17 protein-coding genes are annotated in these 19,208 nt (G+C 65.5%); 5 read left to right on the top strand and 12 right to left on the bottom strand.

Translation table 11 applies throughout. The annotated features are described in order from the left end of the window. Positions 1-15: 15 nt before the first annotated feature. The 5 genes from AAGS40_RS04510 (at position 16) to AAGS40_RS04490 (ending at position 5,526) form a co-directional block, all read left to right on the top strand. Positions 16-735, top strand: coding sequence for a diacylglycerol kinase (locus tag AAGS40_RS04510; RefSeq protein ID WP_345813476.1), 720 nt, complete (start codon positions 16-18; stop codon positions 733-735). Between the two features lie 304 nt (positions 736-1,039). Next, on the top strand, positions 1,040-1,765 hold the full coding sequence (locus AAGS40_RS04505) for a TetR/AcrR family transcriptional regulator (protein ID WP_345813475.1): 726 nt from the start codon (positions 1,040-1,042) through the stop codon (positions 1,763-1,765). A 2-nt stretch (positions 1,766-1,767) separates the two neighbouring features. After that, positions 1,768-2,352: a TIGR00730 family Rossman fold protein gene (locus AAGS40_RS04500; RefSeq protein ID WP_345813474.1), complete on the top strand. Its 585-nt coding sequence runs from the start codon at positions 1,768-1,770 to the stop codon at positions 2,350-2,352. Positions 2,353-2,474: 122 nt separating this feature from the next. Then, positions 2,475-3,221, top strand: a complete 747-nt coding sequence (locus AAGS40_RS04495) for an SDR family oxidoreductase (protein WP_345813473.1) — start codon at positions 2,475-2,477, stop codon at positions 3,219-3,221. A gap of 268 nt (positions 3,222-3,489) precedes the next feature. Continuing rightward, complete coding sequence (locus tag AAGS40_RS04490) at positions 3,490-5,526, top strand: glycosyl transferase (RefSeq protein WP_345813472.1); 2,037 nt, start codon at positions 3,490-3,492, stop codon at positions 5,524-5,526. 18 nt (positions 5,527-5,544) lie between these two features. Here the strand turns inward: AAGS40_RS04490 and AAGS40_RS04485 are convergent, their stop codons facing one another. The 12 genes from AAGS40_RS04485 to AAGS40_RS04430 all read right to left on the bottom strand — a co-directional run bounded on the left by AAGS40_RS04485 (position 5,545) and on the right by AAGS40_RS04430 (position 19,150). Further along, positions 5,545-6,198: a DUF924 family protein gene (locus AAGS40_RS04485; protein ID WP_345813471.1), complete on the bottom strand. Its 654-nt coding sequence runs from the start codon at positions 6,196-6,198 to the stop codon at positions 5,545-5,547. Next, complete coding sequence (locus tag AAGS40_RS04480) at positions 6,191-6,604, bottom strand: group II truncated hemoglobin (RefSeq protein WP_345813470.1); 414 nt, start codon at positions 6,602-6,604, stop codon at positions 6,191-6,193. The genes AAGS40_RS04485 and AAGS40_RS04480 overlap by 8 nt, the downstream gene beginning before the upstream one ends. A 42-nt stretch (positions 6,605-6,646) precedes the next feature. Then, positions 6,647-9,136 carry an FtsX-like permease family protein gene (locus AAGS40_RS04475; RefSeq protein ID WP_345814258.1) on the bottom strand — a complete coding sequence of 830 codons (2,490 nt, stop codon included), beginning with the start codon at positions 9,134-9,136 and terminating at the stop codon, positions 6,647-6,649. Between the two features lie 86 nt (positions 9,137-9,222). Further along, the gene (locus tag AAGS40_RS04470) at positions 9,223-9,834 is read right to left on the bottom strand and encodes a DUF4126 domain-containing protein (RefSeq protein ID WP_345813469.1); all 612 of its coding nucleotides are present in this window, start codon (positions 9,832-9,834) and stop codon (positions 9,223-9,225) included. A 331-nt stretch (positions 9,835-10,165) separates the two neighbouring features. Continuing rightward, on the bottom strand, positions 10,166-10,486 hold the full coding sequence (sugE, locus tag AAGS40_RS04465; protein WP_345813468.1) for a quaternary ammonium compound efflux SMR transporter SugE: 321 nt from the start codon (positions 10,484-10,486) through the stop codon (positions 10,166-10,168). Between the two features lie 86 nt (positions 10,487-10,572). Further along, complete coding sequence (gene kdpE, locus AAGS40_RS04460; RefSeq protein ID WP_345813466.1) at positions 10,573-11,271, bottom strand: two-component system response regulator KdpE; 699 nt, start codon at positions 11,269-11,271, stop codon at positions 10,573-10,575. Beyond that, positions 11,264-14,176 (bottom strand): DUF4118 domain-containing protein, encoded by a 2,913-nt coding sequence (locus AAGS40_RS04455; protein WP_345813465.1) that lies wholly within the window; start codon positions 14,174-14,176, stop codon positions 11,264-11,266. Before AAGS40_RS04455 ends, kdpE begins: the two co-directional genes overlap by 8 nt. A gap of 206 nt (positions 14,177-14,382) precedes the next feature. Then, positions 14,383-14,961 (bottom strand): potassium-transporting ATPase subunit KdpC, encoded by a 579-nt coding sequence (gene kdpC, locus AAGS40_RS04450; protein ID WP_345813464.1) that lies wholly within the window; start codon positions 14,959-14,961, stop codon positions 14,383-14,385. Between the two features lie 43 nt (positions 14,962-15,004). Next, entirely contained in the window at positions 15,005-17,089 is a 2,085-nt protein-coding gene (gene kdpB / locus AAGS40_RS04445; RefSeq protein WP_345813463.1) for a potassium-transporting ATPase subunit KdpB, read from the bottom strand. A gap of 56 nt (positions 17,090-17,145) precedes the next feature. Then, positions 17,146-18,951: a potassium-transporting ATPase subunit KdpA gene (gene kdpA, locus AAGS40_RS04440; RefSeq protein WP_345813462.1), complete on the bottom strand. Its 1,806-nt coding sequence runs from the start codon at positions 18,949-18,951 to the stop codon at positions 17,146-17,148. Beyond that, positions 18,948-19,040, bottom strand: coding sequence for a K(+)-transporting ATPase subunit F (gene kdpF / locus AAGS40_RS04435; protein ID WP_011487462.1), 93 nt, complete (start codon positions 19,038-19,040; stop codon positions 18,948-18,950). The genes kdpA and kdpF overlap by 4 nt, the downstream gene beginning before the upstream one ends. Further along, positions 19,037-19,150, bottom strand: coding sequence for a hypothetical protein (locus AAGS40_RS04430; protein WP_007175652.1), 114 nt, complete (start codon positions 19,148-19,150; stop codon positions 19,037-19,039). The genes kdpF and AAGS40_RS04430 overlap by 4 nt, the downstream gene beginning before the upstream one ends. Between the last annotated feature and the right edge of the window lie 58 nt (positions 19,151-19,208).

The raw sequence follows: 19,208 nt of genomic DNA, 5'->3' as shown, positions 1-19,208 counted from the left end.
CGCACCGAGCCGTCCATGCCAATCAGACCATCCACTGCGGCGCGCGCGTCGACCGGCGCGCTGCGCGCCGTCGATATCGACGGTGAAACCGCCAGCATCGAACCGTTCGACGAAGTCAGCGAACCGCCGGTCACTCACCCTGGGCATCGCACGCCGGCTCTGAGCGGCGTGGAAGCCGTGACCGGCGCATCGGGCGGCGAGCGGCGCGCGGAAGAGGATCGCGCGGACATCGACGCGAAGATCGACGGCGGCCGCGCGGCATATGACGATGCGAGCGCCGATGCCGAAGACCGCGCGAACGAGCCTCTCAGCCCCGACGACCCGCTCGCGCCGTTGCCCTTCAACCCATACAAGGGCAATCGCGGCCTCACCCGCGCGTGGCACGCGATGAAAAATTCGCTCGCGGGCTTTCGCGTCGCGATTCGCGAGGAAAGCGCGTTTCGCCAGGAGCTCACGCTTGCCGCGATCCTGATTCCGTGTGGCGTGCTGGTGCCGGTCGAGCCGGTGTCGCGCGTGTTGCTGCTCGGCTCAGTGCTGCTGGTGCTGATCGTGGAGTTGCTGAATTCGAGCGTCGAAGCGGCAATCGACCGGATCTCGCTCGAACGTCACGAGCTCTCGCGCCGCGCGAAGGACCTGGGCAGCGCGGCGGTGATGGTCGCGCTCGGCATGTGCCTGATGACCTGGGTGCTGATCGTCGGGCCGCTCGCGGTGCGCTGGGTGAAAGCGATGCTGTGAGCATGGCCGTGAGCCATGCGGCGACGTGAGCTTGCCTGCGCGTCACCCGTTCGCGGCGAGGCGGCAGGCCGCGAAGAAATCAAAAACCCTGAGTATCGGATTGGTATTAGAACGCTCGGTTTATAATCGTCCGACGGTCTCACCGGAAGACGCGCTGGCATGCGCGTTTTCCTGCCCGCAAGGGAATCCGCTGCGTAAGCCGCAGGTTTGCAGACGCACAACATACCAACCGCGTCCGGGCGGATCACGCAGAAAGCGGCACGCCGCTGTGTGCTATAGCCCGGCGTCACCAGGGCCGGACGACATGGAAGCCAAACCTCCCCGCCGCACGCGCGAACGGATTCTCGAACTGTCGTTGAAACTGTTCAACGAAATCGGCGAGCCGAACGTCACGACGACGACGATCGCCGAGGAAATGGAAATCAGTCCAGGCAACCTGTACTACCACTTCCGCAACAAAGACGACATCATCAACAGTATCTTCAGCCAGTTCGAGCAGGAGATCGAAAAGCGTCTGCGTTTCCCCGACGACCACCGCGCGACGATCGACGAAATGTGGTCGTATCTACAATACATGGTCGATTTCACGTGGCGCTACCGTTTCCTGTATCGTGACCTGAACGATCTGCTCGCGCGTAACCGCACGCTGGAAACGCACTTCAAGCAGATCATCAGCCACAAGGTGCGCTTTGCGAGCCAGTTCTGCGAACAGCTCGTCGCCGACGGCGAAATGGTCGTCACGCCCGAAGAGCTGCACGTGATCGCCACCAACGTCGGCGTGATCGGCACGTACTGGCTGTCTTACCAGTTCGTGATGAACCCGCGCAAATACAACGAGCAGGAAGCCATTCGCGCGGAGCTGCATCAGGTGAGCGTGCAGATCGTGTCGCTGATGGCGCCATATCTGCGCGGCCGCTCGCGGCAGATATTCGACGATCTCGTGTCGGGCAAGCTGCCCAAACGCGAGTTTTACGACTACCTGCCGCCCAAGGAAGGCGCCGCGCCCCGCAACGAACCGAAGGACGCCTGAGCATGAAGTCGGTGTGTGTGTATTGCGGCTCGTCGAACGGAGCCAAACCGTTGTACGCGGAAGCGGCGCGCGCGTTCGGTCGCGCGCTGGTGCAAAGTGATCTCGCGCTGGTGTACGGCGGCGGCAAGGTCGGCCTGATGGGCGTGATCGCCGACACGGTGATGGCCGAAGGCGGCCGCGCAATCGGCGTGATTCCCGAATTGCTCGTCAACAAGGAGGTCGGCCACAACGGGCTGACCGAATTGCACGTGGTGCCGGACATGCATCATCGCAAGAAAATGATGGCCGATCTGTCCGACGCGTTCGTCGCGATGCCAGGCGGCGCGGGCACACTCGAAGAGCTGTTCGAAGTCTTCACGTGGGCGCAGCTGGGCTATCACCAGAAACCGGTGGCACTGCTGAATATCGACGGCTTTTATGATCCGCTGATCAGCATGCTTCAGCATACGGTCGAGGAAGGCTTCATGCGGCAGACATATTTCGACATTCTGCAAGTCGACGCCAATCCTGCCGCGTTGATCGGCAAGCTGCAGCGCTACGAGCCGCCGGTCAGCGACAAGTGGGCGGTCAAGCGCGACGCGGTTTAACGCCGCACCTGCCGTTCAGCAGCCTGCATGCGGCAGGCTGCGCCCGCCGCACCGCCTGAGCAAGCGCCGCGTTCCCTGCGCGGCGCACCACCGAGCGCATTGCGCACACTAGCGAGGTTGCAATGACCCAAGTCGTCCTGATCACCGGCGGCAGCCGCGGCATCGGCCGGGCCACCGCGCGTTTGCTGGGCGCGCAACGCTGGTCTGTCGGCGTGAACTACGCGAGCAATCTGGCCGCCGCGCAGGAAACCGTCGCCGAAGTGCAGCGAGCGGGCGGCGCGGCGCTGGCGATTCCCGGCGACGTCGCCCGTGAGGCCGACGTGCTCGCCATGTTCGACACGCTGCACCGGACGTTCGGCCGCATCGACGCGCTCGTGAACAACGCCGGCATTGTCGCACCCGGCATGCCGCTCGCCGACATGGACCTTGCACGCCTGAAACGCATGTTCGACGTCAACGTGCTCGGCGCCTATCTGTGCGCGCGCGAAGCCGCGCGCCGCATGTCCACCGACCGCGGCGGCGCGGGTGGCGTGATCGTCAACGTGTCGTCGGCGGCGGCGCGGCTCGGGTCGCCCAATGAATACGTGGACTACGCGGGCTCGAAAGGCGCGGTCGATACGATGACGCTCGGGCTCGCGAAAGAACTCGGCCCGCGCGGCGTGCGCGTGAACGCGGTGCGCCCCGGCCTGATCGACACCGAGATCCATGCGAGCGGCGGCAAGCCGGACCGCGCCGCGCAACTCGGCGCGAGCACGCCGCTTGGCCGTCCGGGCCGCGCCGACGAGGTGGCTGAGAGTATCGTTTGGCTTTTGAGCGACGCCGCGTCGTATGTAACAGGCGCGGTGCTCGACGTTGCCGGTGGCCGCTAGGCGCAGCATTGCGTTGCGTTGCCTCTCAAAGCGTTGCCGGCACGGTCTTTCATCCGCCATTCCCTCGCAAGCGCGTTGCCTCCGGCCTTCCCGTTCAGACAGAGAAATGGGGCAATGCACCTGCTTGCACCCCATGTTTCAGCTTTTCTGTAATCGTCCGTAATACTCTGAGACTACAATCGCTGCGATCGGACGCAGCCGCGTCTGAAAGACGGTGAAAAAACCAGTACACGGCCTATGCCGCCGTGTACGGCGATCAGAGATCCTCATGCACGAGAACCCACCGGTGCGTTGGCCCGCAGGGAATGGCGCGTCCGTGCCCGGCGCGTCGACCGACAGCACTCAGATGCATCCGGCAACCGGCCAGCCTCCGCATGCCGACACCGGCGCGCACGCGTCCGAAGCGCATCCGGGCACGTTGTATAACGCTGCGCCGGCTCGTCCGTCCGCGCCTGCTACACCGCACCATACCGGCGACGCCCAGAGCATTGACGCCGCCGACACGCTGACCGGCAAGAATGCACCCGTCACCCGCGCCGAACAGCGCTGGCGCGCGCTCGCGAGCGTGCGGCCGCTGATATGGCTCGTGGCGCTGGCGATCCTCTGCGCGTGGTTGCTGCCGGGCACGCTCGGCCACGATCCGTGGAAGCAGGACGAGACCTACACGTTCGGCATCGTCCAGCACATGCTGGTCACGGGCGATCTCGTCGTGCCGACCAATGCCGGACAACCGTTCGTCGAAAAGCCGCCGATTTACGACTGGGTCGCCGCCGGCCTGGCGTGGATGTTCGGCCGCTACCTGCCGTTACACGACGCCGCGCGACTCGCGAGTGCGCTGTTCGCGGGACTCACCGTGTACTACACCGCACGCGTCGCACGCCGCGCGGTGTCGGCGTCGAGCTGGTTTGATCTGCGCGTGATCGGCACGATCGCGCTGTTTGCGAGCACGCTTGTCGTCATCAAGCACGTGCACGACATGATGACCGATGTCGCATTGATGGCCGGCGCGGCGCTCGGCTTTTGCGGGCTGTTCGAACTGGTGCTCGTGCATCTGCGCGACTTCACGGGCGCATTGCCGCGCGAATCGCGCGAGCGTCAGCACGCCATTCTTAGCGGCGCGGCGATGTTCGGCGCGGGCGTCGGCGTGAGTCTGCTCGCCAAGGGGCTGTTCGTGCCGCTCGTGTTCGGTGCGACGACCTGCGCCGTCCTTGCACTCTATCCCGCTTGCCGCACGCGCAGCTTCGCCCGCGCGCTCGGCATCGCCGCGCTGGTGTGCGCGCCATTCGCGCTGATCTGGCCGGTCTGCTTCTATCTGCGCTCCGAAGCGCTCTTCAAGGTGTGGCTGTGGGATAACAACGTCGGGCGTTTCTTCGGCTTCTCGGTGGCGGAACTCGGGTCGGAAAACGAGAGCCGCTTCTTCGTGCTGCGTACGGTATTGAGCGTCGGCTTTCCGGTCGTGCCGCTCGCACTTGCGGCGCTCGCCGGTGGCGCCTGGCGGCGCTGGCGCGAACCCAGCGTCGCGTTGCCGGTGATTTTCGCGGGTACGGGCTTCGCTGTGCTGCAAAGCTCGGCGACGGTGCGTGAACTGTACATCCTGCCGTTCATCGCGCCGCTCGCGCTGGTGGCGATGCAAGGCGTGGAGTGTTTGCCGCGACGTCTGCACGCGAGCTGGGACATGGCGAGCCGCGTGCTGTTCGGCAGCACGGCGGCGCTCGCGTGGATCATCTGGTCGATCATGAGCGATCCGGTCAACACGCATGCGTCGCTGCACCGGCTCGGCCGCTGGCTGCCGCTCGACTGGGTGCTGCCCGTCAAACCCGGGCTGATGGCCGCTGCACTTCTGTTGACGTTTGGCTGGCTGTGGCTGCTGCCCATCTTCAAATACGCAGGCAAATGGCGCGGCGCGCTGAGCTGGTGCGCGGGTGCGATTCTCGCGTGGGGACTCGTCAGCACGCTGCTGCTGCCGTGGCTCGATTATGCGAAGAGCTATCGCTCGGTGTTCGAGGACCTCGGCGCCAGGATGAGCGCGGAGTGGAACGACGGCGATTGCATGGCCAGCACGGGTCTCGGCGAATCCGAGGCGCCGATGCTGTACTACTTCACGGGCATCGAACATCATCCGACCACCGATGCCGCCAGCACCCCATGCACATGGTTGATCGACGAAAGCCGCCGCACCAACGCGCGGGCGCCGGCAGGCGACTGGCGGCTCTTCTGGACGGGCGCGAGACCAGGCGACAACGATGAACTGCTGCGGGTCTTCGTGCGCACGCCGGCCAACGCCACGGCTGAGGACGACGATTAACGCACGCAGAGCGCAACCCTAGAACGACGACCCGCGCTGCTTCAGGAACTCGAGCTCGTCGGCCGTCGATTGACGGCCGAGCACGGCATTGCGATGCGGAAACCGTCCGAATCGCTCGATTACTTTTGCATGCCGTTGCGCGAACCGGTAATACGATTCGCCGCCGGGCTCGGCCAACAATTGGGTGAATAGCCGCAGCGACTCGCGCTGGCTCGCGAGTGTTTCGTCGTGTTCGAAAGGCAGGTACGCGAACGCACGATGCTGCGCGGTAGGCAACAGACGGTCAGCGCCGGCCGCGATCATCCGTTGTGCGACCGCGAGCGCCTTGTGGTCGGCGGCGAAAGCGCGCGGCGTGTGCCGATAGCCATTGCGCGAAAACTGATCCAGCACGATGACAAGCGCCAGCGCCCCCAACGGCGTGGCTTGCCAGCTGTCCAGCAAACCGTCCCGTCCCGCGTCGATGAGCGCGCCGAAGCGCTCCAGCAGCATCGCGTCGAACGCTTTGTTGCGGCGAAACCAGATCTTGCGCTCGTGGCCAAAATCCGCCGCATCGGGCGAGCCGAACCAGCACTCGAGCACCTCGCGGGCTGGCGGCGGTAATGCGGCGTAGTCCGCGGCGTAGTCCGCGACGTAGTTCGCCGCTGACCCCGCTTCGCCGCCCGCGTCAACCATTGCGATTGCGCATCCAGTCGGCGGTTTCGAAGAACGAGCCGAGCAGGCGCTCTCTGAGCGCTTCGGACAGGCCGATGTCTTCCATGGCCCACGCCATGCAGCGCAGCCACTGGTCGCGCTCGTTCGATGCGATCGCAAACGGCAAATGCCGCGCCCGCAGACGGGGATGCCCGAAACGGCTGATGTAATGATCCGGGCCGCCGAGCCATCCGCACAGGAACCAGAAGAACTTGTCGCGCGAGCCGTCGAGCGACGCGGGATGCAGCGCCCGAATCCCGGCGAATTCCGGTTCGAGATCCATCAGGTCATAAAATCGGTCGATCAGTTCGCGCACCCGCGCTTCGCCGCCGACCAGTTCGAAGGCCGTCGGCTGCGCCGCGGACACTTCGTCGTCGAGATCACTCATACCTGCTCACATCCACTCACGATTCACTTGCAGCAAAAGAAGTCACGCGTCCCGCAAAGACTGCAACGCCGGACGCGCCAGCACGTGCCGCAAGCTCAGCCAGCCGCCGACGCCCGCACACGCGATGCCCGCCGCGATGCCCGCGGGCAGCAACCACGGGTCGACGCCCAGATAAAACTCGAACACACGCGTAGCCAGCAGATAGCCGATCACTTCAGCGCCGACCGCCGCCATCAGGCCGGCCAATGCGCCCACGGCGACGAATTCGGCCACCTGCACCGCGCGCACCTGACGATGCGATGCGCCGAGCGCGCGCAGCAGCGCGGATTCTCGCATACGCTCGTCACGCGTGCCGGCGAGCGCCGCGTACAGCACCAGCACGCCCGCCGCGAGCGTGAACGCAAACAGGAACTGGACCGCGCCGATCACCTGCTGCAGCACGCGCTGAACCTGCGCGAGAATTGGCCCGGTATCGATGGCGGTCAGGTTCGGATAGGTGGAGATCAGTCCGTCGATGGTCGACTGCTTGTCCGGCGGCAGATGGAAGCTGGTGATGAACGTCGCCGGAAAATCGTGCAACGCGGCCGGCGGCATCAGCACGAAGAAGTTGACCTTGAATGAACCCCAGTCGAGCTTGCGCACGCTCGTCACGGGCGCGTCGATCTGCAAACCGGTCACGTCGAAGCGCAACACGTCGCCGGGCTTCACGTTAATCAGCTTCGCGAGTCCCTGCTCGATCGAAATCTGCGGCCGGGTCGTGTCGCCGTACCAGGCGCCGGCCGCGATACGGTTGTCGTCGGGCAGCTCGGTCGTGTAAGACAGGTTGAATTCGCGATCCACGAGACGTTTGGCGTCGTCGCCTTTGAACGAATCCGGATTCACCGGCTTGCCGTTGATCGCGGTCAGCCGGCCGCGCACCATCGGCGACAGGGTGGTGCCGGTTACGCCGTGCGCGTCGAGGTACTGCGTGACGGCCGCACGCTGATCCGGCTGAATGTCGATGATGAATTCGTTCGGCGCATCGGGCGGCGTGGATTTGCGCCAGCCTGCCACCAGATCGTTGCGCGTCATCGCGATCAGCAACAGGCACATGAGGCCAATGCCGAGCGCGGTGATCTGCAGCGCGCTCGCGCCGCTGCGCCGTTCGAGCGACGCCAGCGCATAACGCCAGCCGATGCCCGCATTCACCCGCTCGCTGCGCACCACGCGCGCCGCGCCCCACAATGCGAGCCGCGCGATCACCGCGAACACCAGCAGGCCGCCCGCAAACCCTCCCGCAACGATACCGCCCAGTTTCAACTCGCCCGCCGCGACGATCAGCAAGGCGGCGAACAGCACGATGCCGAGCGCGTACGCCGCCCACGCTGTACGCCCCGCCTCGCCCCATTCACGCCGCAACACGCGCACAGGCGGCACGCGGGTCAACGGCAGCAGCGGCGGCAAGGCAAACCCCAGCAGCAGCACCAGACCGGCCGCGATACCTTCGAGCGCGGGCCACGCGGTCGGATACGGCAGCACGACGTCGATCAGGCTGCCAAGCCATGTCAGCAACGCGAGATGCCCGAGAAAACCGAGCACGACGCCGAGCGCGCCGCCAATCAAACCCAGGCCGACGAATTCGAGCGTGAATAGCGCGCGCAGCGTCGCCTGGCTCACGCCGAGGCAGCGCATCGCCGCGCAGCCGTCCAGATGGCGACGCATATAGCGGTGCGCGGCCATTGCGATTGCCACCGCCGCCAGCAGCGCGGTAAGCAGCGACACGAGCGTGAGGAAGTGGCTCGCGCGGTCGAGCGTCTGACGCACCTGCGGCTGGCCGTCCTGCAGCGATTCGAGCGCGACGCCGCGCATCTTGCCGCCGTCCACCCTGGCATGGGCGAACCGGGCGAATTGCGCCACCGACGCGTCCGTGCCCGCCACCAGTAGCCGGTAGGTGACGCGGCTGCCGTAGGTGATCAGGCCCGTGGACTGCAAGTCGTCCTGACGCAGCATGAGCCGCGGCGAAAAATTGACGAACGAAAAGCCGCGATCCAGCTCACGCGTAATCACCGCGCCGATCGTGAACTCGCGGCTGCCCACCTTGACCTTGTCGCCGACCCGAACCTTCAGTGCGTCCAGCAGCGCCTCGTCGACCCACACCGTGCCGGCCGCCGGAATGGATCGGACGGGATGATCGGGCGCATCAGGCGCGGACGCGATCTTGAGTTCGCCGCGCAACGGATAGCCCGGCGACACCGCCTTGACCGCTGCGAGCCGCGACACGGGCTGCGCGCTGGTCGAACTCACCATGCTGGGGAAAATCGCTGTGTTCGCGGTGCTCAGGTCGAGTGCTTTTGCCTGCTGCGCGAATTGCGGATCGACGGGATGATCGGCCCGCACGATGAAGTCCGCGGCGATCATGCGTCGCGCGTCGCGCTCGAGCCCCTGGTGCAAACGGTCGGCCAGAAAGCCGACGCTCGACAATGCCGCGACCGCGAGCACCAGCGCGAGCAGCAGCATCGTGAGTTCGCCGGCGCGCCAGTCGCGCACCGTCATGCGGATAGACTGGCGCACAAGGTCAGCGCCGCTGAAACGGCGCGCCGCTGGGGCTGCGCGCAACAAGGAACCACTCGCCCTATCGCTCAATCGTGCCTGCTCCTCGCAAAACGCGACACCATGTGCGTCGCCATGCCGCGAAAGCCGCCCTGCACGCCACGCCACAAGCGCGGCAGCGCCCAGCCGGCCAGCATCAGGAAGCCGATCATCAGCACCAGAAACAGCAGCGGCACGAACAGCGCGAGCAGCATGCCGCCGACCACCAGACCGTCTTCGGCCGTGGAGGTGACGACATTCGACACCGGTTCCGGCGACAGATTGATCAGCGCACGCGTGCCCGCTTTCGCAAGATGCGCGGTGCCGGCAAGCGTGCCGCCCGCGAGCGCGGCGACCGTCAGCAGGGCCGGATCGGCGTGGCCGAGCGCGCCGGCAGCCAGCATGGCGCCGGCCGGAATGCGGATAAAAGTGTGGACCGCGTCCCACAGCGAGTCGAACGCGGGAATCTTGTCGGCGAGAAATTCAGTGAGGGTCAGCACGGCCGCCACGCCGATCACCCACGGCGACGACAACGCCGATAGCGTGTCAGGCAGATGGATCAAGCCGAGACGTTCGAAGACACCGGCCAGCAGGACCGTGAGATAAAGGCGCAAGCCGCTGCCCCATGAGAGCCCTGCAGCAAGCGATAGTGGTTCAAGCATGGCCGCCTCCAGGCGCGCTGCGCGTGCCGGGCGCTCCGGTGGCGCAACCGAGGCTGTCGGCCGCACCGAAGTCGTCAGACCCGCGCCTGACCGGCCGCGCCTGCCCAGCCGCGCTTGTCCGGCCGCGCCTGGCTCGGCCGCGCCGAGCGGGCCGCGGCCGGCCGCGGACAATGTCAGGTTGGATTTGATCCCATTATAGCCACGTTAATTCGCAGGACGCAGAGTGGCCAAAAAATGGCGAAACCGGCCGCGGCGGCCGATCGGCCCCGCCCGGCGCATGACCGCGGTGCGATGGCCGTCCGAATGGCGCGGCCTGCGCACCATAAACAACTCAGTGCCCGGACGTGAGCTTGAGTCCAATCAGGCCGATCACGATCAGCAAGGCGCTCGCGACCCGCGCCACGCTCAGCGTTTCACCCATTATCACGATGCCGAAAATGAAGGCGCCGACCGCGCCGATGCCCGTCCAGACCGCGTAAGCCGTGCCGAGCGGCAACTGCCGCATGGCCATGGCAAGCAGCGCGAAGCTGCCGAGTGCAGTCACGACCGTGAACACGGACGGCCAGAAGCGGGTAAAACCTTCAGAGGTCTTGAGGCCGGCGGCCCACGCTACTTCGAGCAAACCGGCGATCAGCAGAAGAATCCAGGACATGAGACAGCTCCATGATGAGATGGGGCCGTCCCCGTTTGTCTATGACAGAAAGTCTCGCAAGGCCGTCCTTACGAACTGAAATTATATCAAGTTGCCCCCACCAGCCGGTAGCCGACGCCCGTTTCGGTCACGATGTGTTCAGGCTGCGCCGGGTCGCGTTCCAGCTTGCCGCGCAGATGCGCCATGTAGATGCGCAGATAGTGGTGGCTTTCCACGTGCGACGGTCCCCACACGTCGCGCAGCAACTGGCGGTGGGTCAGCACGCGTCCGGCGTGCCGCACCAGTGTTGCGAGCAGGCGGTACTCGATCGGTGTGAGATGGATTGCCGCGCCGTCGCGCGTCACCTGGCGCAACGCGAGATCGACGATCACCGCGCCGAAGCGCACTTGCGGCGACTCGCTCGCGCCGCCCTGATTGCGCCGCCGCATATGCGCACGAATCCGCGCGAGCAGTTCCGACACGCCGAATGGCTTCGTCAGGTAGTCGTCGGCGCCGGCATCGAGCGCGGCGACCTTCTCGCTTTCCTGCGTACGCGCGGACAGCACGATCACCGGCAGCTCGCTCCAGCCACGCAACTCGCGTATCACGTCCAGACCGTCCGTGTCGGGCAGGCCGAGATCGACTATCACGAGGTCGGGCTTGCGCGTCGCCGCTTCGACGAGCCCCTGCTTGCCGGTTTCGGCATCGTGCACCGTGATGCCTTCGCCTTCCAGCGCCGTGCGCACGAAACGGCGGATCTGCTTTTCATCTTCAATCAAAACGACCGTGATGCTCGGGTCACTCATGAGGGGGTCCGGCCAGCGGGTTAGGGGTTAAGTCGTGCGGAACCGGATGCGCGCGTGGGTCCTGGAGCGTGTCGGGCGTGTCGAGCCGGTCAGGCGTGTCGAGCGGCTTGGAAGCATCGAGTGCTTCGAGTGCCTCCAGCGCATCCGGCGCGTCGGGCGGCGTCTGGACCGGCAGGGTGAACCAGAAGCGCGCGCCTTCAACGCGGCCGTCGGCGGCGATCCGGTTGAGCGCGCCGATTGTACCGCCATGCGCTTCCACGATCGCGCGGCAGATCGCGAGGCCAAGACCGATGCCGGGCTTCGCCGACTCCTTTTCGCCGCGCGTGAATTTCTCGAACACGCGCGTCTCCATACCGGCCGGCAAACCGGGCCCATTGTCGTCCACGTTCACGCGCACGAACGTTTGGCCGTCCGCGTCCACGGTTTGCGCGCCGATCGTCAATGGGGTGCCGGCCGTGCTGTACTTGGCCGCGTTTTCAAACAGATTGGAGAAGAGCCGCTCCATCAGCACCGCATCCAGATGCAGCAGCGGCAGATCGGCTGGCAGTTTCACCTGCACCGGATGATCCGCCAGCACGCGCCTGCAGGCGCGCAACGCGGCGCCGACGGTCTCTTCCAGCAGCGTCCACTGCTGGTTCAGTTGCAGGCTGCCTGCCTGCAGACGCGCCATGTCGAGCAGATTCGTGACGATGCCGGTCATGCGCAGTGCTTCTTCATGGATCGCGTCGACGAGCTCGTCGGTGCTGGCGTGCGGCTTGTCGCCGGAGGGCGCTTCACGCGACTGCGCGAGCATCGACGCAAAACCGACGATCGTCGTCAACGGCGTGCGCAGATCGTGGGAAATCGCGGACAGCAGCGAATTGCGCAAGCGCTCGGACTCCATGTTGACGAGCGCGTCGCGCGCAATGTCCACGTAGTGCACGCGCTCCAGCGCGAGCGCAATCTGCGCGGCGAACGCGTCGAGCATGCGCTGCTGCTCGGGCACGTCCAGTTCGCGCTCGTCGTGCAGCGCGACGGCCAGCACGCCTCGCGTGCGCATCGGCGCCTTGAGCGGCAGATACAGCGCGGCCGCGGCGGGCAAGGTGTCCGTGCCGTGCCCGGCCGGCTTCTGCTGATCGTAGACCCATTGACCGACGTCGCTGTCGAGCATCTCGCCGTCGAGCGTGATCGCCGCGTCCGGGTCCTCGATCTTCTGCTTGACCTGATCGGCGCTATCCGGCAGCAGGATGGCGACGCGCGCGCCGAACACCTCGCTTACATGGCGGCTGCCGATCCCGACGATCTGCTCGGTGGTGAGCGCCGCGGCCAGCTCGCGCGCCATCGCGTACATTGCGCCGGTACGCTGCTCCCGCCGGCGCGCGACGCTTGCCTCGCGCCGCAGGCTCGACGTGAGATGGCTGATGACGAGCGACGTCAGCAGCATGCTCAGAAAGGTCAGCAGGTATTGCGTGTCGGACACCGACAGCGACATGCGCGGCGGCACGAAGAAAAAGTCGAACGCGGCCACGCTCAGGAACGACAACACCACGCCCGGGCCGCGCCCCAGCCTGACCGCCGTAAAAATCACGCCGAGCAGATACAGCATGACGAGATTGGTCAGATCGATATGGTCGATCAACTGGCTGGCGAGCAATGTGATGCCCGCGCAGATGGCGATCGCCATGCCGTACGCACGCGGCGGCGAACGGCGTTCGCGCGCCGCGCTCAACGCTTCGCGCCACGCGTTGGCGGTGGTGTTCAGCAGGCGCCGCTGCTCGCCGCCGTCGCGTTCCGCCGACGCGCGAATCAGCGTGAGATCGAGATCGCCCGCGCATTCTGCAATGCGCTCGCCAAGCGGCCGGCGCAGCCAGCGTCCGGGACCCGTGCGGGGCGACGCGCCCGCCACGAGTTTCGACACATTGCGCGCCTGCGCGTAGCCGATCAGCGCCGTCACCGCGTTGGCGGCGGCAAGCGTGGCGGTCTCGGCGCCGAGTTCCGCCGCGAGCTTCAACGCGTTGAGCGTGCGTTCACGGCGTGCGTCCGGCAGACGTTGCAGCGCGGGCGTTTCCACGTACACGGCAATCCAGTCGGCCTTCATGCTGCTTGCAAGGCGAGCGGCCGCGCGCACCAGCATCGGCGCCTCCGGGCCGGGACCGACGCACACCAGCAGGCGTTCGCGTGCCTGCCAGATACGCTGGATGGAGCGGTCGGCGCGGTATTCGCGCATCTGCGCATCCACGCGGTCCGCCGTGCGGCGCAGCGCCAGCTCACGCAGCGCGATCAGGTTGCCCTTGCGAAAGAAGTTGCGCACCGCGCGCTCGGCCTGCTGCGGCATGTACACCTTGCCGTCGCGCATCCGGTCGAGCAGTTCCTCGGCGGGCAGGTCGACGAGCGTCACTTCGTCGGCACGATCGAACACGCGGTCGGGCACCGTCTCCCATACGCGAATGCCGGTGATCTGACCGACCACGTCGTTCAGGCTTTCGAGATGCTGCACGTTGACCGTCGTGTACACGTCGATGCCCGCATCGAGCAGTTCGTACACGTCCTGCCAGCGTTTCAGATGCCGGGCGCCCTGCACGTTCGAGTGCGCGAGTTCGTCGACGAGAATCAGTTGCGGCTTGCGCGCGAGCGCGGCGTCCAGATCGAACTCATTGAGCTTGCGGCCACGGTATTCGATTTGCGCGAGCGGCAGCACGTCCAGACCGTCGAGCAGCGCGGCGGTCTCGCTGCGGCCATGCGTTTCGGCGATGCCGATCACGACGTCCGCGCCCTCTTCGGCACGACGCCGCGCGGCCTGCAACATCGCATAAGTTTTGCCGACACCCGCCGACGCGCCGAAGAAAATCTTCAGCCTGCCGCGCTGACGCTTCTCTTCGTCGCGTTGCAGCCTGTTCAACAGTTCATCGGGATCGGGACGGTTCATGCTCAGTGGTTTTCATCATTGGATGAGCGCGGTGAGTGCATGGTGGCACGGCGGCGAGCTGGCCGCAAATCGCGGTTTGCGTGATGGTAGCGGCCGCCATGAAAACAGATGCGCCGCCACGGCATCACACCGGGCGGCGTGCGCAAGGCGGCGCTGCGCGCACGCCGGCTGACGCGTTCGTAGCGGGCGCCCCTTCACGGGGTGGGTCAGCCGCGCTTCATCTCGTCCAGCGCCAGATTCAATTGCAGCACATTCACGCGCGCCTCACCGAATATCCCGAACTGGCGACCGGCCGTGTAGCGCTCGACGAGCGCCTGCACGTCGTTCGGCGAGAGCTTGCGCGCCTTGGCCACGCGCTCGATCTGATAAGCCGCCGCAGCCGGACTGATTTCGGGATCGAGCCCGCTGCCCGATGACGTCACCAGATCCACCGGCACCGGCCTGGACATATCGGTGCCCGCCGCCTTCAGCGCGTCGATGCGGCCTTTGACTTCGTCGGTCAGCGCCGGGTTGGTCGGACCGAAATTCGATCCGCTCGACCCTTGCGCGTTATAAGGCATCGGGCTGGTCGCAGACAGCCGTCCCCAGAAATACTGCGGGGCGTCGAACTGCTGGCCGATCAGCTTCGAGCCGACCACCTTGCCGTTCTGCTCGAGCAGGCTGCCGTTGGCCTGATCGTGGAAAGCGGCCTGACCGACCGCGGTCATCACAGCGGGGTAAGCAAGGCCAGTGACAGCCGTCAGCACGACGAAAAGCACGATCAACGGACGAAACAGATTCTTCATGATGGACAATTCCTTTTTCTGGTGACTTACGCAAGGCCGCCGGTCAAACCCAGCCGAATGCGGCCAGCACCATATCGATCAGCTTGATGCCGATAAACGGCACGATGATCCCGCCGAGGCCGTAGATCAGCAGATTGCGGCGCAGCAGGATCGCTGCGCCAAGCGCGCGATAGCGCACGCCTTTGAGCGCGAGCGGAATCAGCAGCACGATGATCAGCGCGTTGAAGATCACCGCCGACATGATCGCCGACGCGGGCGTCGCCAGATGCATCACGTTCAGCGCGTTGAGCGCCGGATACGTCGTCGCGAACGCGGCCGGAATGATCGCGAAATACTTGGCGACGTCGTTGGCAATCGAAAACGTGGTGAGCGAGCCGCGCGTCATCAGCATCTGCTTGCCGATCTCGACGATCTCGATCAGTTTGGTCGGATTCGAATCGAGGTCGACCATGTTGCCGGCTTCCTTGGCGGCCTGCGTGCCGGTATTCATCGCCACCGCGACGTCGGCCTGCGCAAGCGCCGGGGCGTCGTTGGTGCCGTCGCCGGTCATCGCGACGAGGCGCCCCTCCGCCTGATGCGCGCGGATCGTCGCGAGCTTCGCCTCCGGCGTGGCTTCGGCGAGAAAATCGTCGACGCCCGCTTCGGCTGCGATCGCGGCGGCCGTCAGGCGGTTGTCGCCCGTCACCATCACGGTCTTGATGCCCATCTTGCGCAGCTCGGCAAAGCGCTCCTTGATGCCGCCCTTCACCACGTCTTTCAGTTCGATCACGCCGAGCACGCGCGCGCCCTGCTCGCTCTTCTCCGCGACCACGAGCGGCGTGCTGCCGCGTCGCGCGACTTCGGCGACGGCCTGGCTCACTTCGTTCGGAAAACGGCCGCCGTGCGCTTCGACGTAGTTCTTCACTGCATCGGCCGCGCCCTTGCGGATTTCACGGCCCGGCAGATCGACGCCGCTCATCCGCGTCTGCGCGGTAAAGGCGAGAAATACCGCCTGCAGCGAAGCCATGTCGCGCTGACGGATGTTAAAGCGCTGCTTGGCGAGCACGACGATACTGCGGCCTTCCGGCGTCTCATCGGCGAGCGACGAAAGCTGCGCGGCGTCGGCGAGCGCTTCTTCAGTGAGCCCCGGCGCGGGCACGAACTGCGACGCCTGGCGGTTGCCCAGCGTGATCGTGCCGGTCTTGTCGAGCAGCAACACGTCGACGTCACCGGCCGCCTCCACCGCGCGGCCCGAAGTGGCGATCACGTTGGCCTGCATCATGCGGCTCATGCCGGCCACGCCGATGGCCGACAGCAGGCCGCCGATGGTGGTCGGAATCAGACACACGAGCAGCGCGACCAGTGCGGTAATCGTCACGACGTGGCCCGCCTTCGCGGCCTCGACCGAGAACATCGAGAACGGCAGCAGCGTCGCGGTGGCGAGCAGCATCACGATCGTCAGCGCAACGAGCAGGATGGTCAGCGCAATTTCGTTCGGCGTCTTCTGGCGTTTCGCGCCTTCGACCATCGCGATCATGCGGTCGAGAAACGCCTCGCCCGGATTCGCCGTGACGCGCACGACGATCCAGTCCGACAGCACGCGCGTGCCGCCCGTCACCGACGAGAAGTCGCCGCCCGACTCGCGGATCACCGGCGCGGATTCGCCGGTGATCGCCGATTCGTCGACCGACGCGACGCCGTCGATCACTTCACCGTCGGCGGGGATCACGTCGCCGGTTTCGACCAGCACGACGTCGCCCTTGCGCAGATCGGTCGCGGTGGTGATACGGATGGGCGACTTCGGGTGCGGCTCATTGAGCTTCTTCGCCATCACGTCTTTCTTCGCACTGCGCAGCGACGCGGCCTGCGCTTTCGAGCGGCCTTCGGCGAGCGCTTCCGCGAAGTTCGCGAACAGCACCGTGAACCACAACCAGAGCGTGACCGCGAGGATGAACCCGGCGGGCGCTTCAGCCTGACCGCCGAGCGCGGCGACCCAAAGGATGGTGGTCAGAATGCTGCCGACGTACACGCAGAACATCACCGGATTGCGGAACTGCGTACGTGGCGTGAGTTTCTTGAACGAGTCCACGATCGCCGGGCGCAACAGCGCCGGGTCGAACATGGATCGTGTAGCGTTATGTTCAGTCATTGAATCCTCGTAATTCTCTTTAGCGCGTGACGTGCATACCGGTTAGCCGGGGCGCCTTAATGGGCGCCCATCATCATCAGATGCTCGACACCCGGACCGAGCGCCAGCGCCGGCACATACGTGAGCGCGCCGACCAGCAACACCGTGCCGAGCAGCAGCACGACGAAGAGCGGGCCATGCGTGGGCAGCGTGCCGCCCGTCACGCCGATGCGCTTCTTCGCCGCGAGCGAGCCCGCGATGGCCAGCACGGGCACGATCGTCCCGAAGCGGCCGAACCACATTGCGATGGCCGTGAGCCAGTTGTAGAACGGCGTGCTGACGGTCAGGCCCGCGAACGCGCTGCCGTTGTTGTTCGCGGCCGAGCTGAACGCATAGAGGATTTCGGAGAAGCCATGCGCGCCGGGGTTTGCGATCCCCGCCTTGCCCGCGTCGCTCAGCACCGCGATCGACGTGCCCACGAGCACCAGCAGCGGCGTGAGCAGCACGACGATCGACACCATCTTCATCTCGTAGGCTTCGATCTTCTTGCCGACGTACTCCGGCGTGCGGCCGATCATCAAACCGGCCACGAACACGGCGAGCAACGCGAACACGAGCATCCCGTACATGCCGGAACCCACGCCGCCGAAGATCACTTCGCCGAGTTGCATCAGCAGCATCGGATAAAGGCCGCCGATCGGCGTCAGCGAGTCGTGCGTATTGGCGACCGCGCCGCACGACGCCGCGGTCGTCGCTACCGTGAAGATGCCGGACTGCGCGATGCCGAAGCGCGTTTCCTTACCCTCCGCATTGCCGCCCGACTGCAACGCGTTCGCCGACTGATCGACGTGCAGCGCCGTGAGCGCCGGGTTGCCGGCCTGCTCCGCACTGATTTCGCCGAACACGCAAACGCCGAACGCGATCGTCATGGCCGCGAGCACGGCCACGCCCTGTTTGCGGTCCGAGATCATCCGGCCGAACGCGAGCGCCAGTGCGGCAGGAATGAGCAGAATCGAGAAGATCTGCACGAAGTTCGAGAACGGCGTGGGGTTCTCATACGGATGCGCCGAGTTGCCGTTGAAGAAGCCACCGCCGTTGGTGCCGAGCATCTTGATCGCTTCCTGCGATGCCACCGGACCCATGGCGATGGTTTGCGTTTTCACGGGCGTGTCGACCGTTACCGGGTTGCCTTTCGCGTCTTTTACGGCGTTGCCTTGCGCGTCGAGTTTCGGCGCGGCATACGACGTGGTCTGCAGCGTCGGCACATCCTGATAGGCCTTGAAGTTCTGGATCACGCCCTGACTCATCAGCACGGCGGCGAGAATCATCGACATCGGCAGCAGGACGTAAAGCGTGACGCGTGTCAGATCGACCCAAAAATTGCCGATGGTGTGCGCCGTATGGCGCGCGAAACCGCGAATCAGCGCAATCACCACGACGATACCGGTGGCGGCCGACAGAAAGTTCTGCACGGTCAGGCCAAGCATCTGCGTCAGGTAGCCGACGGTCTGCTCAGGCGTGTAGTCCTGCCAGTTCGTGTTGGTCACGAAACTGACAGCCGTATTGAACGCGCCGTCGACGGTCATCGGGCCGAACTGCTGCGGATTGCCAGGCAGCCAGTTCTGCACGCGCAACAGCACGTAAAGGAACGCGGCGCCCAGCACGTTGAATGCGATCGTCGCGATCGCGTAATGCCGCCAACCCATTTCCGCCGACGGGTCCACGCCCGCAACGCGGTATAACCCGCGCTCGAGCGGGCCAAACCAGCGCACCACGCGCGAGCTGCCGTCCATCACGGCGCTCAGATAACGGGACATCGGCACGGCGGCAATCAGCAGCACGACGATATAGAACCCGGCCTGCAGGACATTATTGGCGTTCATTCAATGTCCTCCGCGCGCAGCAGCGCATAGACCAGATAGACGAACAGCAGCGCGGTCGCCGCGCCGGACAGCCAGAGAATCCAGTTCATGACCGGGCTCCCTGTCCACGACGGAACTGCATCAGCTTCTCGCAGCCGGCAATCAAGGCAAAGGTCAGCGCGGCAAATAGCACGAGCCCCCCGACATACAGCACATCCATTCTTGTTCTCCATTCACGGACTTTGGATAGATGTAACAATATGTGTAACGGCGTAAAG

The sequence above is a fragment of the Paraburkholderia sp. PREW-6R genome (assembly GCF_039621805.1).
GTDB lineage: Bacteria > Pseudomonadota > Gammaproteobacteria > Burkholderiales > Burkholderiaceae > Paraburkholderia.
The sequence above is the reverse complement of the archived record's forward strand: the minus strand, read 5'-3'. Positions and strand labels throughout refer to the sequence as shown.